Here is a 17,755-nt window from a genome sequence, read left to right on the forward strand (position 1 = left end):
AGCGATCAATTCGTCGGAACTCTAAATTGCTTGGGGGCGCTTTAAGCAGCATCGGTTATTGCGACTGGGCGCCATTGGCTATTTAGTGAACGCCTTCCCATTCCGAAACATAGTCACAATAGGAAAGAGAACGCGAATGAGAGGGGCGTAGGGGAAAAGGGACGAGTTGCGATTCTAATTGCACCCTTAGACGTGTCAACGAAACGCTGCACTTCGGACGCGTCATTCGCAACGGAAGTTCCGGTTGCCCCGAAAAATCGGTCTAAATGGACATCCACCAAGCCTTGCTCGCTGAGAATGCCTACTTCAAACGGGTGGAAGGCAGGCTGGATGGAGACAGATGTTCAGCGGTTAGCGGCGTTTTCGAACTGGTTTGACGCGAATCGGCTTCGCAGCCAAGCGAGAGCATGCATGCAAAAAAAAATCCCGCGAACGAATTCGCGGGATTTTGATAATCAGGATGCAGTCGTTCCGGTGGCACTACCAGATGTATTCGGCACCGACCGAGAAACCTTGGATCACCAATTGGTCCGTTTGGTTTCGGTTCGGTCCTGGGGTCGATCCGGGAAGCGAATCCGAGAAGTTGCGGATGTTTTGGGCGTCCAGTGTTCCGAAGCGAACATCGTCCACTGCGATCACGTGGTAAGCCGATCGAAGCGTCCAGGAATGACTGAGGCGATACAGCAGCGTGGCATCCAATTCAGCCATCACGGTGGTGTCTTGATTGCCATCGTTGAACTGTACCGAGCCTGGGGTGGCACCGGCGGCTTCGGAGTTAAAGGCGAGGAACGAATTACGTTTGATATCGTTCTGCATCCAAGCTCCCTTGGCCCCGACGCCAAGATTGATTCCGGGCATCACGTTGTACCACAAGTCAAAACCGGCTTGCGGGCCAAACAATCGGTTCTTGTTGCGGTCGCTTGAGGTAAAGAAGCGTTGATCCGTTCCGGTACCATTGTTGTCCAACCCGATCGTCGAGTAGGTCAGGCGGTCGTCGTAGCGGATGTGGCGAAGACCCACCAACCACGAACCTTGAAAGCGGCAGTAAGGACCGACGGTGCGGCGGCGATAGTTCAATTCAAAGCTGTCGAAACTACTTTCCGTCCCAATCGATTGGCTAAGCGATTGATCGGTATCATCAAATCCGCCTGCAGGTGTGACACCAAAATCGCTAATCACCGAGAACAGTTGAGCGTTAGGGTCGTTGACGGTGGCGCGTCCGTCCCACTCTTGGCCACCCATGTAGGTGAATTCCAGATTGCCACCCGCTCCGAAGATGAACGCGGCCGACAATCGCATCCCGGCTTCGAGATCATCGCTGTCGGCGTCACCGATGTTCAGAACCGGAGTGCCGCTGATACCTTGAGTGGTGATGACTTGGTTTCCGTTGCCGTTGTTATGGCTGAGAAACAATCCTTCGACCGATAGGTCGTACCAACGTTGCGCACATTTGCCAGCGTCTTGGTAAGGCAGCAAGCTGCCAATCGCACCTCGCAAATAGCCACGGCCCCAGAACTGGCACGCTTCGCAGCCATCGCCACGACAGAACATACACAGGAAGCGTAGGTTGGTGCGTCCCCCACAGGCTCGGCAGCCTTCGCGGCCGCAGCCGCCGCAAGCGGTTGCGTTTTGGCCGATACTGCCTATCAGTCCGCCGCGACCAAGCATACAGCAACGACCACATCCGCAACCCCCGAAGATTCCGAGGTCACATTCTTCGTCGTCGTAGCCACAATTGCCGCCACAGCCGCCATCACAGCTGCCTCCGCAACTGCCATCACAGCCGCCAAGCATGCCGCTGCCATACGAGGTATCGCAACCACCGCTATCGCAAGCGGGGCCGTTAAAACCGACGGGCATCACGCCGCTCTGCATGCCCAGAGGCATCGCAGTCCCGTTGTACATCGTCGGCGGCACCATGCCCGCAGGCGTGACATAGCCGCTGCCGGCATAGTCCATGTCGGCTTGCACCACGCGGGGCGGTTGTGCATTGGCTTCGGGAAGACCAGCCCAAAACGCAAAGACCGCTGTGGCAAACAGAGTTAAACAGGTCGCTTTTATTGGAATCATTCGGTGCATTGCAAACGTCTCCGCGGCAATCGCCGCCTCGCTATCGGCCGGTATGGAAAAGCCGGAGTGTCAAAAGCGGGAACGAAGCAATGACGGGCCACTCACTGGACCGCTGCTATCGATGACCGTTGCCGCGACCCTCGCCGCAACAGCCTCAGGTAGAATTGATCCCTCTCGACGCGCTATCGCAGCGATCAAAATCAAGCCCACCTTTTTCCCCCTCGATTGGCTTTGAAGCAATTCATGCCGTACATTGAATCCTGAAAAATCACGATTCTGGAACGTTCGACATAACTCCTTCACGCGGATTTATCGGCACAACCGGACGCCAAGGTTTGGTTATTCCGGCAGATACGTTCAGGAAAAATTTTCCGGTCAATACCAATCATTGCTATCAACCGCGATAGCGTGGGACTTTTTCTTCGCCACGATTGCTCCGCCGCAGCGAAGAATCGATCAACGAAACGGCAGATCTCGGCATGAGTCATCTCCCCTCCTCGCGCTGCGTGTCTTCCTCGACCACCGAGTCGGTTCGCGACATCCTCGCGCGTCTCGGACCACCGCCCCCCGACATCGCCGACATCTGGTGCGAACAGGCCCGAGCGATTGCCGATGACATCGCTTCACGCACCGGACAGCCCTTACCACCGATCGATCTGGCGGATTGGTTGGTCGATCCGCACGGTACCGTCGGAGTTCGCTGGAGACCATCGACACGCGAAAACGCGGGCCCGGATCATCCGATCACCTCGGTGTCCGCTGCGGCGGACACTGTTGACAACATTGACACCATTAACAGGACGCGGTTAGCGGAGTTTCGCAACCAGGTTTGCGGCGAGTTGTCGCCACCGCAGCCGACACACGATCCGCCAACAACATCCTGTTTGCCCGTGCATGTTAGCGAGATCCTTGACCAAACAAGTCCTGACCAAACAAGTCCTGACGACGCAAGTCCTGACGACGCAAGTCCTGACGACGCAAGTCTGGGCGACACAAGTTTAGGCGACGAGGCGTCTGCTTACGCTGAATCCAAAAAACGAAGGCGTCGATCGCCACTGCCCACACGGAACATTGCCTTCGCGGTCGTGGCAGGCTGTCTGGTTTTGCTGGCGGCATGGTGGCTAACAGGGCGTTCGTCAATCTCGCCCGATTCGGCCGACGCCCAGGTGACCGCCACGCCGGACGCGGCTGGATTGACGCCTCGCGTTCATCAACCCGATGCAGCTTCGTTTGGTAACGGAACAAAATTCCCCAACGAAGCAGACGCTAGCGATGCGTTACCGACGCAGACACTCGAGTCGTTTGCGATGACGGATCCGGCGGCCGATGCGGATCATTCGCTGACGGAATCGACGTCCTTGTTACCGTTCGATTCGTTGGTTCCGGCCATGAACCCGTCCCATTTCGAGACATCGCCGCAACCCCAACCCGTCGACGCATCGTCCTCAACATCATCCGAACAGAATTCGCTCGCTGACAAAGATTTTTCTGCGGCGGCTACCCTTGATGAATCGTCATTGTCAATCCGTGTTGGTGATGCGGATGTTCCCCAGGCTGATGCGTTAGCAACTCATCCCGAAAACGAAGCACCCGAGTCGCCGCAAAGCGTGCGGACGGTCAAAGTGCAGTCGTTTCAACTTCCCGCGATCGACGAGACTGCGGTATCACAGCCGATTGGGGATTGGCCAGTCACCGATGCGGTTCTGGATCGGCTTGCGCTCGAATTCCCGCTGCCGATTTCGATCGCAATGAAACGCAGTCCCGCTGCGACCGCAAATCCCGCTGCTGTATTTGATCTTCTCGATACTCGTAATCAAACTTCGCTGGCGCTGCTCAGTCGTCAATCTGACGGACTCGCGTTTCAGTGGCAGGACACCGCCAACTCGAGTTCTCAATCCCGTCTGCTGCTGCACGGTCGACTGCGAGATACCACCGGCAACGTGATCTATTTTCGGCCGCGAATCGAGGCGGATGCGTGGACGTTAGCGTTTGACAAATCGGATTTTCATCCCAGTTGGGACTTGGATGGATTGCTGCCACCGAAAGTTGCGAGGTTGAAAATTGAGTTTGATTTGCCAGACGAGGTGGAAGAGGCATGGATCGAACCGATTGATCCGGCGTCGCCGCGACGGACCAGCGGGATTGCCGTGTTGGCGCTCAAAGACAACGAGAATGTACGAGTCGGACTCCGGTTTGACATCAAGTGCACGACCAAATTGGCGTGTCAGATTCGCGTCGCCGGGCGACTGGACCCCGCCTTTGCTTGGCAAACGTTTACCGAAGCGGGGTTGGCGGATTTTGCCAATGTGCTGCTCAGCAAAGCGGACCTCGTCCAGCAGCAGATTGCCAACGTGGAAGCGATCTATGATCGCGCCGACACCGATGGACGGCGGATCCTGCGGCCTCGGCGGACGGCGATCAAGTCCCACGCGGAACAGTTGACCGAGTTGTCGCGACGTGTTGCTGAATTGCAATCTTTGGTGGCTCTGTTACAAACATCGGCGAAGCTTCGGTTTCGAGTTTCCGTTCAGTGGTCCGATAGTGAACAAGTCATACTGACGCAACAGGAGTAGAAAAGATGCGATGTTTCTGGGTCGAGAAAAGCGAATCGGGGGAAGTCAGTGCGTCGCTCACCGAGCAGCCCACCTCGATTCTTGACGCGGCAGAAACGACCTCGCCACGGATTCGAGTCCAGGTCGAGTACTCGTCACTAAACTACAAAGACGCGCTGGCGGCGACCGGGAACCCGGGGATCGTCCGCAACTTTCCGCACATCCCTGGCATCGATGCCGTTGGCCGAGTGATGCAAAGCGAGGATGACTCGTTCCAGCCAGGCGACGCCGTGATTGTGACCGGAAATCAATTAGGAGTGACGCACTTTGGCGGCTGGGCCGAGCAGATCGACGTGCCGAGTTCGTGGGCCGTGCCGTTACCCGATTCGTTGACGCCCGTGCAAGCGATGGCGCTTGGTACCGCTGGGTTCACGGCGGCACAATGTGTGGCCGCCCTGATCGACCACGGGGTTGCCCCCGAATCGGGACGTGTGGTGGTGACCGGAGCGACCGGCGGTGTCGCGAGTCTGGCGATCTCGTTGTTGGTGAAATTGGGGTACACCGTCACGGCGGTCACGGGCAAACAAAGTGAGCATGCGAACTTAAAACAACGTGGTGTCGACACCGTGCTGTCTCGTAACGAGTTTGTGGATGAAAGCAGACGGCCGTTGTTGAGCGCGGCCTATGCCGGAGCGGTCGATTCGGTGGGCGGAAAATTGTTGGAAACGCTGCTGCGAAGCACCTCGTACCGCGGCTGCATTGCCGCCTGCGGGCTGACCGGTGGAAACGAACTGCATACGACGGTGTTCCCGTTCCTGCTGCGAGGAATCACACTGTGTGGCATCGATTCGGCGATGTGTCCCATGCCCGAGCGGAAAAAAATCTGGCAGCGACTAGCGGGCGAGTGGAAACTCGATGATCTCGATTCGCTGACCCAAATTTATCCCATGGACCAATTGGCTTCGTTGGTAGAGACCATTTTGGCAGGGAAAATGGTCGGCCGCGCCGTCGTGCAAATCTAATCTCTTGCTCATTTGCTTCCCCCCCGCTATCGCATTCCGAGTGGGAATCGGCAACAATGTCGAGCAAATGAATTGGCCCCTGCAACTGTTAACGATTCACAAACGGCGGCGCCGACGACGGTGGTCGGGGCACGGGGTAGTTACGTCCTTTGCTTGGAAAACGAAGTGGCTGCGTCGATTGGTACACGAGCCACTCGAGTCGCGTGACATGTTGGCGGTTTTTGCTCCCTCGCCCATCGCGGTCGACGGCGCGGCCGACAGTCTGCGTGCGGCGATCATTCAAGCCAACCAAAACTCGCAAAACGACACGATCGAGTTGGCCGCCGGCGTGTATCGCCTGAGTTTGGAAAACCCCAACGGGCAAGAAAACGCGGCTCGCAGCGGCGACCTCGATTTTAGCGAGATCAACTTCACCGTTACGATCCAAGGGCAAGGGATCGGTAAAACCATCATCAGCCAAAGTGTTGTCGATCGTGTGTTGCAGGTGATGCCCGGCGTGAACCTTGTCGTCAACGATCTAACCATTCGCGGCGGGATTGCCACCGACGATGGCAGCGACGGGGTTTTGCCCACCAGCCCTCGGGGACAACGAGTTGCCATCGGTGGGGGGCTGTGGGTGGCCGGCACGCTCCGGGTGCATCGCGTCGCCATCGAGGCGAACGAGGCCTTGGGGAGTGATCTTGATGCCGGAGGCGGCGGATTGTTTGCCGCTCCGCAGAGTCAGATTCAACTTGACCATGTCGATTTCGCTGGCAATGTTTCGGCATCCAGTGGCGGTGGATTGATGACGCGGTCGGCCGAAATGTTTGTCCAAAATTCGACGTTCACCGGTAACATTGCCGCGCGCTACGGCGGGGCAATCCGCTTGACGGGAAACAACGACGCGAGCCTGGTCGCGACCACCTTCACAAGTAACTCGGCTGTACTGGGCGGCGGAGCAATTTATAACGATGGCGTCACCGTTGCGATCACCGCCGCCACCATCGCCAGCAACGAAACCGATGGCGACGGCGGTGGCATCTACAATCGTTTTGGTGCCTTGACGATCCGTCAATCCACGCTGGCACACAATCGTGCCCAATCCGATGGCGGTGGTTTGTTCCAATTCGATGCCACCACACGGTTGATCAACAGTACGGTCTCGGGGAATATTGCCATCGGCAACGGCGGCGGGATTCGCGATGTCGATAGCGGGTCGACGTTGACGCATGCGACGGTGGCGTTGAATGTGGCTGCACAAGGCGGCGGGCTGTTTTCCGATGGAACCAGCACCGCGACCCTCAATAATTCGCTTGTCCTGGGCAACGGTACCGATCTGGTCACCGCATCCCCGACGGCGGGCCGCAATAACTTGGTTGGGGATCCGTCGTCCAGCGGTGGGCTCGATCCGGCGCTGCAGAGCGAGAATGTTTTGGGACGCGATGATGGGTTCGGCGGACGTGTTCCGTTGCCGTTTTCGACCGTCTTGAAGCCGCTTGATTTTTACGGTGGCGTCACGCAAACGCATGCGTTGGTCAATCGAGTTGACAATCCCGCAATCGGTGCTGCCCGCCGCTCGTTAGCCGTCGACAATTTTGGAAACGTAATAACAAGCGACCAACGCGGCAGCGTTTTTGTCCGCGAGGCCGATGCGTTTGGCGATGCCGATTTGGACATCGGGGCGTATGAGTTGCAATCCTTGTCGACGAATCGGTTTGTCGTAACGACGCTCGACGATGAATGGGATGCCGATGCGTTGGTCAGCGACCCGTTGGACCTCAGTCTTCGCGAAGCGATTGATTTGGCGAACGCCAGCATCGGGATCGATCGCATTGAGTTTGATCCGTCGCTGACACTCGGGGTGATCGAATTGTCGCTTGGCGAATTGGTCATCCGAGACGACTTGGAATTGGTTGGACTTGGCGCGTCACGTTTATCGATCGATGGCAAAGGCGATTCGCGGCTGTTTACGATCGACGACCGTGATTCGGCTCGTTCGATTCATGTGGTGATTCGCGATTTGCAACTGATTGGCGGTCACGCACGGGGAACGGGGGTCTCAGGCAGTGGCGGTGCGATCTGGTCGGCCGAGAACTTGACGCTACAGCGGAGTCACGTCACGGGGAATACCGCCGACGGGCTTGGGGGCGGCGTTTACTCAGCAGCTCGCAGCCAAACCGTGATCCAGAACAGCACGATCGATCACAATCAAGCCCGTTTTGGCGGCGGTTTGACATTGAGCAATCAAAGCCGGATCGAACAGAGTACGATCTCGGGTAATCATGCCACAGCAGATGCCGGCGGACTGCTGCAGTTCACCGGGACGGCTGAGATTTTGCAGAGCACCATTTCGGGGAACCTCGCCGGTGCCCATGGCGGCGGCATCGTTTCGGCCAACGCGGTGACGACATTGACCCATTCGATTGTCGCTGGAAACGAAGCGACAACGGGTAACGAGTTGTCGGCGCTGGGCGGCACGTTTTCCGGTTCGTTCAACTTGATTGGGGATCCCGCATCCGCTGCCGGGATCGATCACGGACGGGACTCGAATATTGTGGGGCGGCCATCACCACAGGGTCGCAGCGTGATTCCGGTTCAGCAGATTCTGAAACCATTGGCGATGAACGGCGGGCCCACTCCCACGCACGCGTTGGCTCCGCTGTCTTTGGCAATCGATGCAGGAGACCCGAGTTTGCATGCGGTCGCCGCGTCCGATCAACGTGGAAGTCTGTATTCGCGTCATGTCGGAGGCGGTGTTGATATCGGGGCTTACGAGCGACAAACCGAGAGTGATCTGGTCGTGATCGTGACGACCGCCGATGACCAAGCGGACCCCAATCCCGACGATCCAGCGAATCTGGAAATGAGTCTTCGCGAAGCCATCGCCGTCGCCAACGCAACACCCGGTGAATTCGAAGTCCGGTTCGCTCCGTCGGTTATCTCGCCGCTGCAAATTCGACTCGGGGCAATCGAGATTCGAGACGATGTCGTCTTCGCCGGGCACGGTTCGGAGCTAACGATCATCGACGCCGCGGGAACAAGCCGCCTTTTTTCTATCGTCAACGCGGGCGTTCGTGTCCATTTTCAGTCAGTGACGCTGACCGGTGGCAATGCCGATCTGGGGGGCGCGATTTTCGCTAGCGACGCTCACATCGGGCTGCATGACTCGGTAATCACGGGGAATACTGCCACGAATCGAGGTGGCGCGATTGTGATCGGTAGCGGTTCGCTTGACTTGATTCGCAGCAAGGTTAGCGAGAACCACGCCTCGGGTTCCGCAGGTGGGATCGCGGGTAACGACGTCGCGGTGACGCTAATCGAAAGCACCGTGGCGTCGAATTCGAGTTCCCGTGGAGAGGGTTTCTATGTCAGCCGCGACGAAGACGTCATTCGTTTTGAAAGTTCGCCGATCGGATCGACGTCGACCGATGATGGGTTGGTGATCCAAATGGGAACGGTGCTCGTGCTTGGCACCGCCGACGACGAAACGTTTCGACTTGACCTTGATCCCGAAACGCTTACCGATACGATCGATCTTCGCTTTGACGGCGGCGGTGGCAGGAATTCGCTTCAGTTTCTGACCTCGACGACGCCCGCGAGTCTGTTGGATGATTTGTATCAAACGAGAAATTTCGAAGTTATCCAACTTGCCGAAGACGCGGTGTCTAATCTGTTCATCGATGCTGATGCGGTATCGCGTTTGTCGCCTCAGAGCGAATCGATTCAGGTGGGCAGTTTTGCGGGCGGCAACATTCTGCTCAGCCAGCCGACCGATTGGCGGATGGGATCAACGCGAGTTCGCAACGGAGTGTTTTTGCGATCGCTTGTGAATGACCGCAACCCGCTGCCGCGAGTGATCGAAGTCGGGTTGCCTTTGCCCTGGCAAAACCTGATTCGCAAAACCGATGCCAATAATGACGGATTGATTACCGCCGCGGATGCCTTGCTGGTGATCAACGAACTTGACTCGAAAACCTATTCGTTCGAAGACGGGCGTTTGCAGAATCCTCTCGCTGTGATCGATTGGCCCAATCGCTACTTTGACGTCAGCGGCGATGGATTTGTGACCGCGTTTGATGCGTTGCAGGTGATCAATGCATTGGCGAGACTCGAACGTGGACCCGATTTGAACATTGCGATCACGGCAGCAACGCCGTGGTTGGACCTGTTCGATTTGCGGCGACTCGTCGGAGGCGAAGAGATCGTCTCGGCGGAAACGCCCGTCGCGACAATGCCGACCAAGTCAGCTTGGCAAAACGCAGAGGCGTTCGCGGTGCGATCGCCCGATCCATCGGTTCGCATCGCGGTCGCAGAACCACACAAAACCCCCGAAACACAATCGTCACTTGATTCCACCCTCGATGCGTTTTTTGCCAGCACCGACGGGTTTGATTCGCTTTGATGGGGGCGCGTTTTGATAGGGACGCGTTTTGATAGGGGGCGGGGATGCAGGACTCAGCTGGCGATGACTTCCTTTAGCACGTGGCCGTGCACGTCCGTCAAGCGGCGGTCGATCCCGTTGTTTCGCACCGCCAACCGCGTGTGGTCGATTCCTAATTGATGCAGGATTGTCGCGTAGATGTCGTAGACCTCGGTGCGGTGTGAACTCGATTGCGGTTTATATCCCCACTCATCACTCGGCCCATAGCTGCCACCTTGGATACCGCCTCCGCACAACCAATTGGTAAATACAAACGGGTTATGGTCGCGACCTTTGCTGCCTTGCGAACAAGGCATCCGTCCGAATTCGGTCGTCCATAAAATGATCGTGTCCTCGAGCATCCCACGCTGTTCCAAGTCTTTGATCAGCGCCGCGGCTCCGGTGGCCATGCCGCGTGCCAACGGCTCGTGGTCACGCTGGACATTTTCGTGACTGTCCCAATTGCGACGAGGATGCCCGTTGTCATTGCCGCTCCAAACTTGCACAAAACGAACGCCACGTTCAAGCAACCGACGAGCGACCAAGCACTTGCGGCCAAAAAATTCAGTTTCCGCTTTGGTGTTGATGACGGAGTCATCGATCTGTGAACCTTCATCGGCAAGCCCGTACATCGTGCGGATGTATTGCGGTTCGTCAGAAACGTCCAGTGCATCAGTAGCACTGATTTGCATCGCTGCGGCAAGCTCGTAGGATCGCACTCGCGCGGCAAGCCGGTCATCGTCAGCCCGTTTTTCTGCGTAGGCGAGGTTCAAGCTGCGAAGCGTTTCCAAGCCGGCGACGTCGTTGCCGGGGGTGATGAAATCACTTTCGGGAGCGAACAGATCGCGAATCGGCGTCTCATTCCCAGGACGGATGACGGTGCCTTGGTGCTCGGCCGACAAAAATGCATTGGCCCAGTTCTTGGCTCCGTTGGACGCCAAGCCGCGGTGGTCGGGCAAGACGACAAAGGCGGGTAGGTTCTCGTTCTCGCTGCCCAGCCCATAGGAGATCCACGACCCGGCACTTGGAAAGCCCGGCAATTGGAAACCGGTCGTCTGCAACAGCGTCGCTTGGCTATGGACGCCCGTTTTTGCGACCACGTTGTGAAGAAAAGCAATCTTGTCGACCACGTCACCCAAGGGGGCGACAATGTCACTGATCATCTTGCCCGATTCACCATAGGGTTTGAAGTGCCACGGACTGGCCATGCATGCCCCCGGTGTGCTTTGGAACAGTTCCACCGGTTCGCCTGGATCCCATGGCTTGCCATTTTGCTTTTTTAATAGCGGCTTGTAATCAAACGTGTCCACATGGCTGGCGGCACCCGCCATGAATAATTGGATCACGCGTTTAGCACGCGGGGGATGATGCAGTCGTGTCGTCGAGGCGATTGCTTCGGCTTGCACATGATCACGGCTTAGCAGATCAGCAAACGCGATGCCCGCCAAACTCGAAAGCCCGTTGCCGATCCATGATCGTCGGGTGAGGTGAGTGCGAAAGTTGTCCATACTGACTCGTTACTCGACGTAAATGAATTGACTGGTGTTAAACATGACTCTCGCTAGCGTTGCTTCGCCATGCGTTTGCATCAATGTACGCAGCATCGTTCGCTCGTCGTTGCTAGGAGATCGCCCCCACATCCATTGGCAGGCGAGATCAATTTGTTGATCCGTCGTGTTGGAGTGGCTTGTCGACTGCAATCTCGTCGCAAATTGTTTCGACATCGCCTCGGTCAAACGATGGTTCCACTGCGTCAGAGCTTGAAGGGCCGTCGTCGATTCATCTCGCTGTGGGACACTGATCGAGGGATCTGCACAATCAAGTGTCGTCATCATCGGCTGTGGCTGGCTGCGGACAACAAAACGATAGATGCTGCGTCGATGCGATTTGGGATCGTTGGGGTCGTGAAGATGGTATTCATAGTGAGGTGAATGCTGGGGTTTCTCGATCACAAAGTCTTGGAAACTCGGGCCCCCGCGATCGTCCAGTCGTAGCACGCCGCTGATCGAAAGCAGCGAGTCACGAAACTCTTCGGCGGTCAACCGACGCCGATTGAATCGCCACAGCAGCGTGTTGTTTGAATCGATCGCCGCGTTGTGTTCATCTGCGGAACTCGCTCGGCGATACGCTTTGCTGGTGACTAACAATCGCACGATCGCCTTGATCGATTGTTGAGGATCGTCTCGCAGTCGGGTGGCCAAGTAATCCAACAGTTCCGGATGCGTCGGTAGCGTCCCCATCCTGCCAAAATCATTTGGGGTGCTAACCAGCGGCTGACCAAACACCCACTGCCAAAGTCGATTGGCGATGCTCCGCCAAACCAACGGGTTGTCGCGAGCGGTGAGGTAACGAGCCAAGCAGGCTCGCGAGTCCGCTTCGTCCGCGTCTTTGGCGGCACACGCGCCAGCCGATTTCGGATTCCACAGCACCGGAAGTCCCGGATCGACCCGTTCGACCGGGGATCGCAGATCACCGCGGTGCAGCAAGTGGATAGGGCGAGGTTCGCCCTCGGTGGGTTTGAATTGTCCTTGAACATCGAAGTGAGTTGCCGCCGCGTATACCTTCGCACCCACCGGAAAGTGATTTTGCCGGGTGCGCAGATCGCTCAGTGACTGAGTGATCTTTGTCAGTCGAGATTCGAAGCGGGACGTATCCACGTTTCGCAGTATCTTCGCTCGATCGCGGTGCAGTTGGATCAGGTTCGCGATCGCGGATGTACCCTCGACTCGGCGATAAGCAATGCCGTCGGTCAGATTGTTGACACTCCATCTCGGCTCAGCCTCGATGCTGTCAAGCGAGGTGACCGCCGCATGCAGCGCCACATTTTCACCCGATTGGGCATCCAACGCTTCGATTTCGCCCAACGCAAAAATGAAATCGTTGCGTCGCGGTGACAACTTGGTTGCCGTCACACGCAAGAAACGAAAGGCCGGGCCGGCTGTTTCAGCCACGATTTGCTCAAGCTTTGGATTCGGTTGGTCTTCACTGCTGGCGTCAAAAACGCAGCGTACCGACGCATCCGCAAATTGTTCGTCGTTGGAAACCTCGATGCGGTACCGCAGCGGAAATCCAAAGCCCGCCCCGATCGCGTTGTAATTGTCAAACGCGGGTGTTAAACGGACCAGAGCGATCGAACGAGGTTCCCCGAGATCCAGCTGGACCCACTTGGCCGTGTCCGGGGCCGAGGCGATTTGACGGTTTGCAATTTGACTGTGGTAGCCGAACGCAACCGATTGCTCCACGCCGTGCTTTTGAATCAGTTCCTCGATGCGACGATCCATCGCTCGGGTGGGCTCGCCGATCACACGTTCTCGTTCGGATTGAATTTCGCTCTGCTGTTGTTCCAGCGCCGCGATTTGTTCCATCAAGTGACTTCGTTGTTGTTCTTGTTCCGGTGACAACCCGGCGTAGACACGATCCGCTCGATCGACCCCGGCGAATACCGCATGCAACCGGTAGTAGTCGTCTGCCCGAATCGGATCAAATTTGTGATGATGACACTGGGCGCACTGAACCGTCGTGCTCATGAAAACATTGAAAACGGCCGAGACCATTTCATCGCGGTCGAGATGTTTGGCAATCCGACCGTCGAGTTTTCCTTCGCCCACCTCGGTGTGCCCGATGAAATCCCAGGGGCCCGCCGCGAGAAATCCCAGACCGATGATTCCATCGGGATCGCCCGGGAACAATGCGTCCCCGGCGACTTGTTCCTGGACAAACCGCCAATAGGGTTTGTCGTCATTAAAACTGCGAATGACATAGTCGCGGTAAGGCCACGCATTGGTGCGTGGTTTGTCCTTGTCGTATCCATGCGTTTCGGCATAGCGAGCGAGGTCGAGCCAATGTTGCCCCCATTTTTCACCGAAACGGGGCGAAGCCAACAGGAGATCCACTCGCGTGATGCAGGCGTTTTCGAGATCGGTTTTTGCGTCGTCCAAAAACGTGTGGATTTCAGCGGTCGTGGGTGGCAGTCCGGTCAAATCGTAATGCAGCCGGCGGACCAGCGTTGCCGGATCGGCAGTACCGACCGGGCGAAGCTCATTTGCGTTTAACTTGGCATCAATCAGCACGTCAATCGGATGGACGCGTTCGTGGTCGTGGATCCGCGGTGCTTCGATGGGACGTAGCGACCACCAATCCAGATCAGAGACCGACGGTTGCGTTAGCGTGAAATCGTCGGGCCAAACCGCGCCGCCGCTGATCCATTGGCTCAGTACATCGATTTGTGCTTGCGAAAGCGGCGGAGCATCCTGAGGCATTTCCGCACTGCCATCGACCGGCGTGATCATTTCGATCAACCGGCTGGTCGTGTCAAGGTCGGCTGAAATCGCTCCGCTGCCAAACAAGTCGGTTGCGGTCCTCAGCGATAGGTCGCCACTGCGATCGACGTCGTTGTGGCAGCTCAAACAATGCGATTCCAGAATCGGAGCGACGTCCGTGACAAAGTCGACAGAGCGTGCGTTGGTGAGCGACGGTGGCGCCGCGGAAATTGACAGTGCGTTCGCCAGTGTTACAGCGATCCAAGCCAACAAAAAGGACCACGTCGCGCTGCAGGGCAAACGACACCGGGATAGGTAGGCTGCGGGAAACACGTGAAACGCTTTCCTGGACGCGGACTGGGCGGCAGCGAAGGTAGGGGTGACAAAAGTCCTTCGCGGGTGAGGTTTCGCCAGTATAGCAGGATCTTGCAGCACCCGAGTGGTTTCTCGCTGTCACTGCGCCGCTAATCAAACTGTGCCGCTGATCAAACAGTGCCGCTAATCAACAGGACTCCGCTCGATAGAGTTAAGCGACCTTTTTGCCGCAGGGAGCACGCAGGTCGAACAGACCAAAGATCTCTTCGCGGCTGAGGCCACCGGCTGCCACCGGACCACCCTGTTCGGAGAACAACGTGTCAAACATCTCGCGTTTCTGGTCCAACACTGCCGCGATCCGTTGTTCGATGGTGTTCATAGCCAACATCCGCGTCACCGTGACGGCTCCCTTGGCCCCGATTCGATGCGCTCGGTTGATCGCTTGGTCCTCGATCGCCGGATTCCACCAACGGTCAAACAAGAAGACGTATTCACAGAACTGCAGATTCAATCCCACGCTTCCCGCACCGTAGCTCATCAAGATCACGTGGCTGTCGGGATCGTTTTTGAACTTGTCGATCACCCCTTCGCGTTGTTTGTGCGGGATTCGGCCGTGATACTCTAGCGGTCCAAAACGCTCGAGTGCTGGTTTCATCTGGTCAATACTGTTGACCCACTGGCTAAACACAATCGCCTTTTTCCCGCTCGCCGCGACCTCTTCCATGTCGGCGACCAAACGTTCGAGTTTAGTGCTGCTGCCCGAAACCGGATCAAAATTGCAGATTTGTTTCAGTCTCAACACCAATTCGAAAACGTGCTGGATCGTCAGCATCTCGTCAAGCTTTTCGAGCTGAATGACCCCTTCGGATTCCGCTTGCTCGTACGTCGACCACTGCTCGGGCGTTAGGTCCAACTCGGCGTCGCGATACAGTTTCGGCGGCATATCGTCGAGCACCATGTCTTTGGTGCGACGCAAGATGTACTCGCGTGATGCGGCCGCCATCTGCGGCATCGGCATCCCAATTTGCAAGAATCCCGGCGAAAGGAATTCGAAAATGCCGACCAAGTCGTCAGGCGAATTTTCTACCGGGGTGCCGGTCAGTGCCCATGATCGGGTTCGCGGGATCGCCTTGACGATCTCGCTGGTCGTGCTGTTGCGGTTCTTGATCCGCTGCGCCTCATCCAGTGCGACAAGGTCGAAATGCAATCCGCTCTCGAGCACCGTTTCTTTGTCACGCATCAACAATTCATAGTTGGCAACCTTGACGGGAATCTCCGGCGAACGCCACTGGAACTCGCGTTTTGCTGCATTGCCCTCGATCGCAACGACAGGGATCTCGGGAGCCCAAACGCGGAACTCTCTCAGCCAATTCGAAACCAAAGGCTTGGGGCACACCAGCAAGACGCTTCGTACTTCACCACTGCAAAGCAGCAAGCGAATCGTGCTGATCGCCTGCATCGTTTTCCCCAGCCCCATCTCGTCGGCTAAGACGCAGGCAAAGCGGGGAAACATGAACGCGATCCCGTCCAATTGATAAGGGAACGGTTCAAAAGGGAAATTCAATTGGCCGCTGCCGACCAAAAGATCCAGTGGCGGTTGCAGCAAGTAATACAGTCGGTCCTGCAGTTTGACGACGTCGTTGGGCGGTTTGATGCGATGCCGTTTGCGATCCACCTTCGGTTTTTTTTTCGTTGCCTCGGCGATCTTCACGCTGCTCGATTCGTTGCCCGATGCCGCCGGCTTTGCGTTCGGTGGGACCCACTGGTTCGCTTCGGGGAACAAGAATCCCGTGACACGTGCTGTCAACGGCGAGACTCGGATCGGCAGCGACCGCGGTTCGATGGCGTCGATCGTTAGTTCGTAAGTGCCCGTGGGAACCAGATCGCTCTCACACCAACTTGCTTGCGAGTTAATCTCGACGTTCAACATAAGAGGCTTTGTGTCCGTTTGAGCCGTAGCGGAAGTCGTCAAGACTTTCGCAGCATTCGGTTGGGTCGTAGCGGAAGTCGTCAAGACTTTCGTGCGATCTTAATCAGCACGATCCAAACGCACGCCTTCGGCTACCTAAAGGTCTTTCTATAACGCAGCGTTAAGCTGCACGCGCGATTTGCGACTGAGCCTCGCGGATCGCTTCACGAATTCGCTCGAACGGCTCGATCGCGTCGGGCATGTCGTCGAAGTGTTTCGCCAGCGTTTCTACTGCGCTGGATCGTTCCAGTGGTACGTGCAGCGTTGCGTTGACCAGCGTGACTTGGGACGATCCGGTCAACATGTCGCTGGTGATCGGCCCCTCGTCGCCTTCGGCCGCTTCGGACACGAGCGCCACCGGCACATCGCCTCGCGAGTTCAGCGAGAGCGATTCGATTTGGTCGCAACACAGTAGCGATAACGGGGTGCGGCATTTGGTGACCAGCATCGGACCGATCACTTCGCCAATCAAATGGTCACGCATCGTGGTGCCAAACAAGATCTCGTGTGCTCGAGACGGCCGGACGGGCAATGTGCACTGAAACTCTACCGGGCGACCACCGCGGTTCAAAATCAACAACCCTCCGGTCCAACCGGTGCGGTCATCTTGAACCACCGTAAAGTATCCAATCGTCGGGTTGGTCGGATCGGGCATTCAGTTCTTAGCGGGGGTAATGAGGGATAGTGGACTTGGTGAATAACGAACGAGAAGTTCCTCAGATGGCACCGCAGGGCCATCTGGAGCGCCGCTACCGCAAACTGACGCGGCTCCGCCTCGATTGGACCGGCGCTCGGCAAGCGTCAGAACCGTGATTTTTTTAGCGTCAAAGCACAGCGGGATTGTCGGAGCGGCAGATCCCTAGCGATCTCATCGGCGTTCCGGTCCTGCCGACTTTAACGGTTGAATCTGTAATTTGGGCCGCTGGTAATTCAGGGGATTCGTGACGTCAAGGTGATTTAGGGGGAAAGCTCGGCAAGTTCACTGCCCCGCTTAGAAATTTCGATTGTCCGCACGGTTTGCTCGACAACTCTATTTTTTGCTGGTTATACTCGGGGCAATCATCATGCCACGACAAATGAGGCAAGCCGGCTTGCCCCCCAGCGTCCGCTTTTCCAAATTTTGTTCGCCAGTTTTGTTTTCGGGCAATTTTTGTTGACGCACCGCGTGC

Annotated in this window: 9 protein-coding genes; 4 read left to right on the forward strand and 5 right to left on the reverse strand. The window is 56.9% G+C overall.

What is annotated here, in order from left to right:
- Nucleotides 1-480: 480 nt before the first annotated feature.
- Nucleotides 481-2,070 (reverse strand): Lpg1974 family pore-forming outer membrane protein, encoded by a 1,590-nt coding sequence (locus ABD971_RS28865; protein WP_345327190.1) that lies wholly within the window; start codon nt 2,068-2,070, stop codon nt 481-483.
- Between the two features lie 506 nt (nt 2,071-2,576).
- Here ABD971_RS28865 and ABD971_RS28870 point away from each other — a divergent pair.
- From ABD971_RS28870 to ABD971_RS28880, 3 genes are all read left to right on the forward strand, one after another.
- Nucleotides 2,577-4,643 (forward strand): hypothetical protein, encoded by a 2,067-nt coding sequence (locus ABD971_RS28870; RefSeq protein WP_345327191.1) that lies wholly within the window; start codon nt 2,577-2,579, stop codon nt 4,641-4,643.
- A 5-nt stretch (nt 4,644-4,648) separates the two neighbouring features.
- Complete coding sequence (locus tag ABD971_RS28875) at nt 4,649-5,644, forward strand: YhdH/YhfP family quinone oxidoreductase (protein WP_345327192.1); 996 nt, start codon at nt 4,649-4,651, stop codon at nt 5,642-5,644.
- A gap of 67 nt (nt 5,645-5,711) precedes the next feature.
- Complete coding sequence (locus tag ABD971_RS28880; protein WP_345327193.1) at nt 5,712-10,025, forward strand: choice-of-anchor Q domain-containing protein; 4,314 nt, start codon at nt 5,712-5,714, stop codon at nt 10,023-10,025.
- A 53-nt stretch (nt 10,026-10,078) separates the two neighbouring features.
- Here the strand turns inward: ABD971_RS28880 and ABD971_RS28885 are convergent, their stop codons facing one another.
- Nucleotides 10,079-11,551, reverse strand: a complete 1,473-nt coding sequence (locus ABD971_RS28885; RefSeq protein WP_345327194.1) for a DUF1501 domain-containing protein — start codon at nt 11,549-11,551, stop codon at nt 10,079-10,081.
- Nucleotides 11,552-11,560: 9 nt separating this feature from the next.
- Nucleotides 11,561-14,449, reverse strand: coding sequence for a DUF1553 domain-containing protein (locus ABD971_RS28890; RefSeq protein WP_345327195.1), 2,889 nt, complete (start codon nt 14,447-14,449; stop codon nt 11,561-11,563).
- 31 nt (nt 14,450-14,480) lie between these two features.
- Here ABD971_RS28890 and ABD971_RS28895 point away from each other — a divergent pair, with 31 nt between their 5' ends.
- Nucleotides 14,481-14,621, forward strand: a complete 141-nt coding sequence (locus tag ABD971_RS28895) for a hypothetical protein (protein ID WP_345327196.1) — start codon at nt 14,481-14,483, stop codon at nt 14,619-14,621.
- A gap of 207 nt (nt 14,622-14,828) precedes the next feature.
- Here the strand turns inward: ABD971_RS28895 and ABD971_RS28900 are convergent, their stop codons facing one another.
- Entirely contained in the window at nt 14,829-16,547 is a 1,719-nt protein-coding gene (locus ABD971_RS28900) for a DEAD/DEAH box helicase (RefSeq protein ID WP_345327197.1), read from the reverse strand.
- A gap of 160 nt (nt 16,548-16,707) precedes the next feature.
- Nucleotides 16,708-17,241 (reverse strand): hypothetical protein, encoded by a 534-nt coding sequence (locus ABD971_RS28905; RefSeq protein ID WP_345327198.1) that lies wholly within the window; start codon nt 17,239-17,241, stop codon nt 16,708-16,710.
- Nucleotides 17,242-17,755: the final 514 nt, after the last annotated feature.

The sequence above is a fragment of the Novipirellula rosea genome (genome assembly GCF_039541335.1).
GTDB classification, from domain to species: domain Bacteria; phylum Planctomycetota; class Planctomycetia; order Pirellulales; family Pirellulaceae; genus Novipirellula; species Novipirellula rosea.

Bases quoted from the DNA above. Each gene is read 5' to 3' on its own strand.
- ABD971_RS28905 (WP_345327198.1), bottom strand. From the start codon at position 17,241: ATGCCCGATCCGACCAACCCGACGATTGGATACTTTACGGTGGTTCAA.
- ABD971_RS28885 (WP_345327194.1), bottom strand. From the start codon at position 11,551: ATGGACAACTTTCGCACTCACCTCACCCGACGATCATGGATCGGCAAC.
- ABD971_RS28865 (WP_345327190.1), bottom strand. From the start codon at position 2,070: ATGATTCCAATAAAAGCGACCTGTTTAACTCTGTTTGCCACAGCGGTC.
- ABD971_RS28875 (WP_345327192.1), top strand. From the start codon at position 4,649: ATGCGATGTTTCTGGGTCGAGAAAAGCGAATCGGGGGAAGTCAGTGCG.
- ABD971_RS28900 (WP_345327197.1), bottom strand. From the start codon at position 16,547: ATGTTGAACGTCGAGATTAACTCGCAAGCAAGTTGGTGTGAGAGCGAT.
- ABD971_RS28880 (WP_345327193.1), top strand. From the start codon at position 5,712: ATGAATTGGCCCCTGCAACTGTTAACGATTCACAAACGGCGGCGCCGA.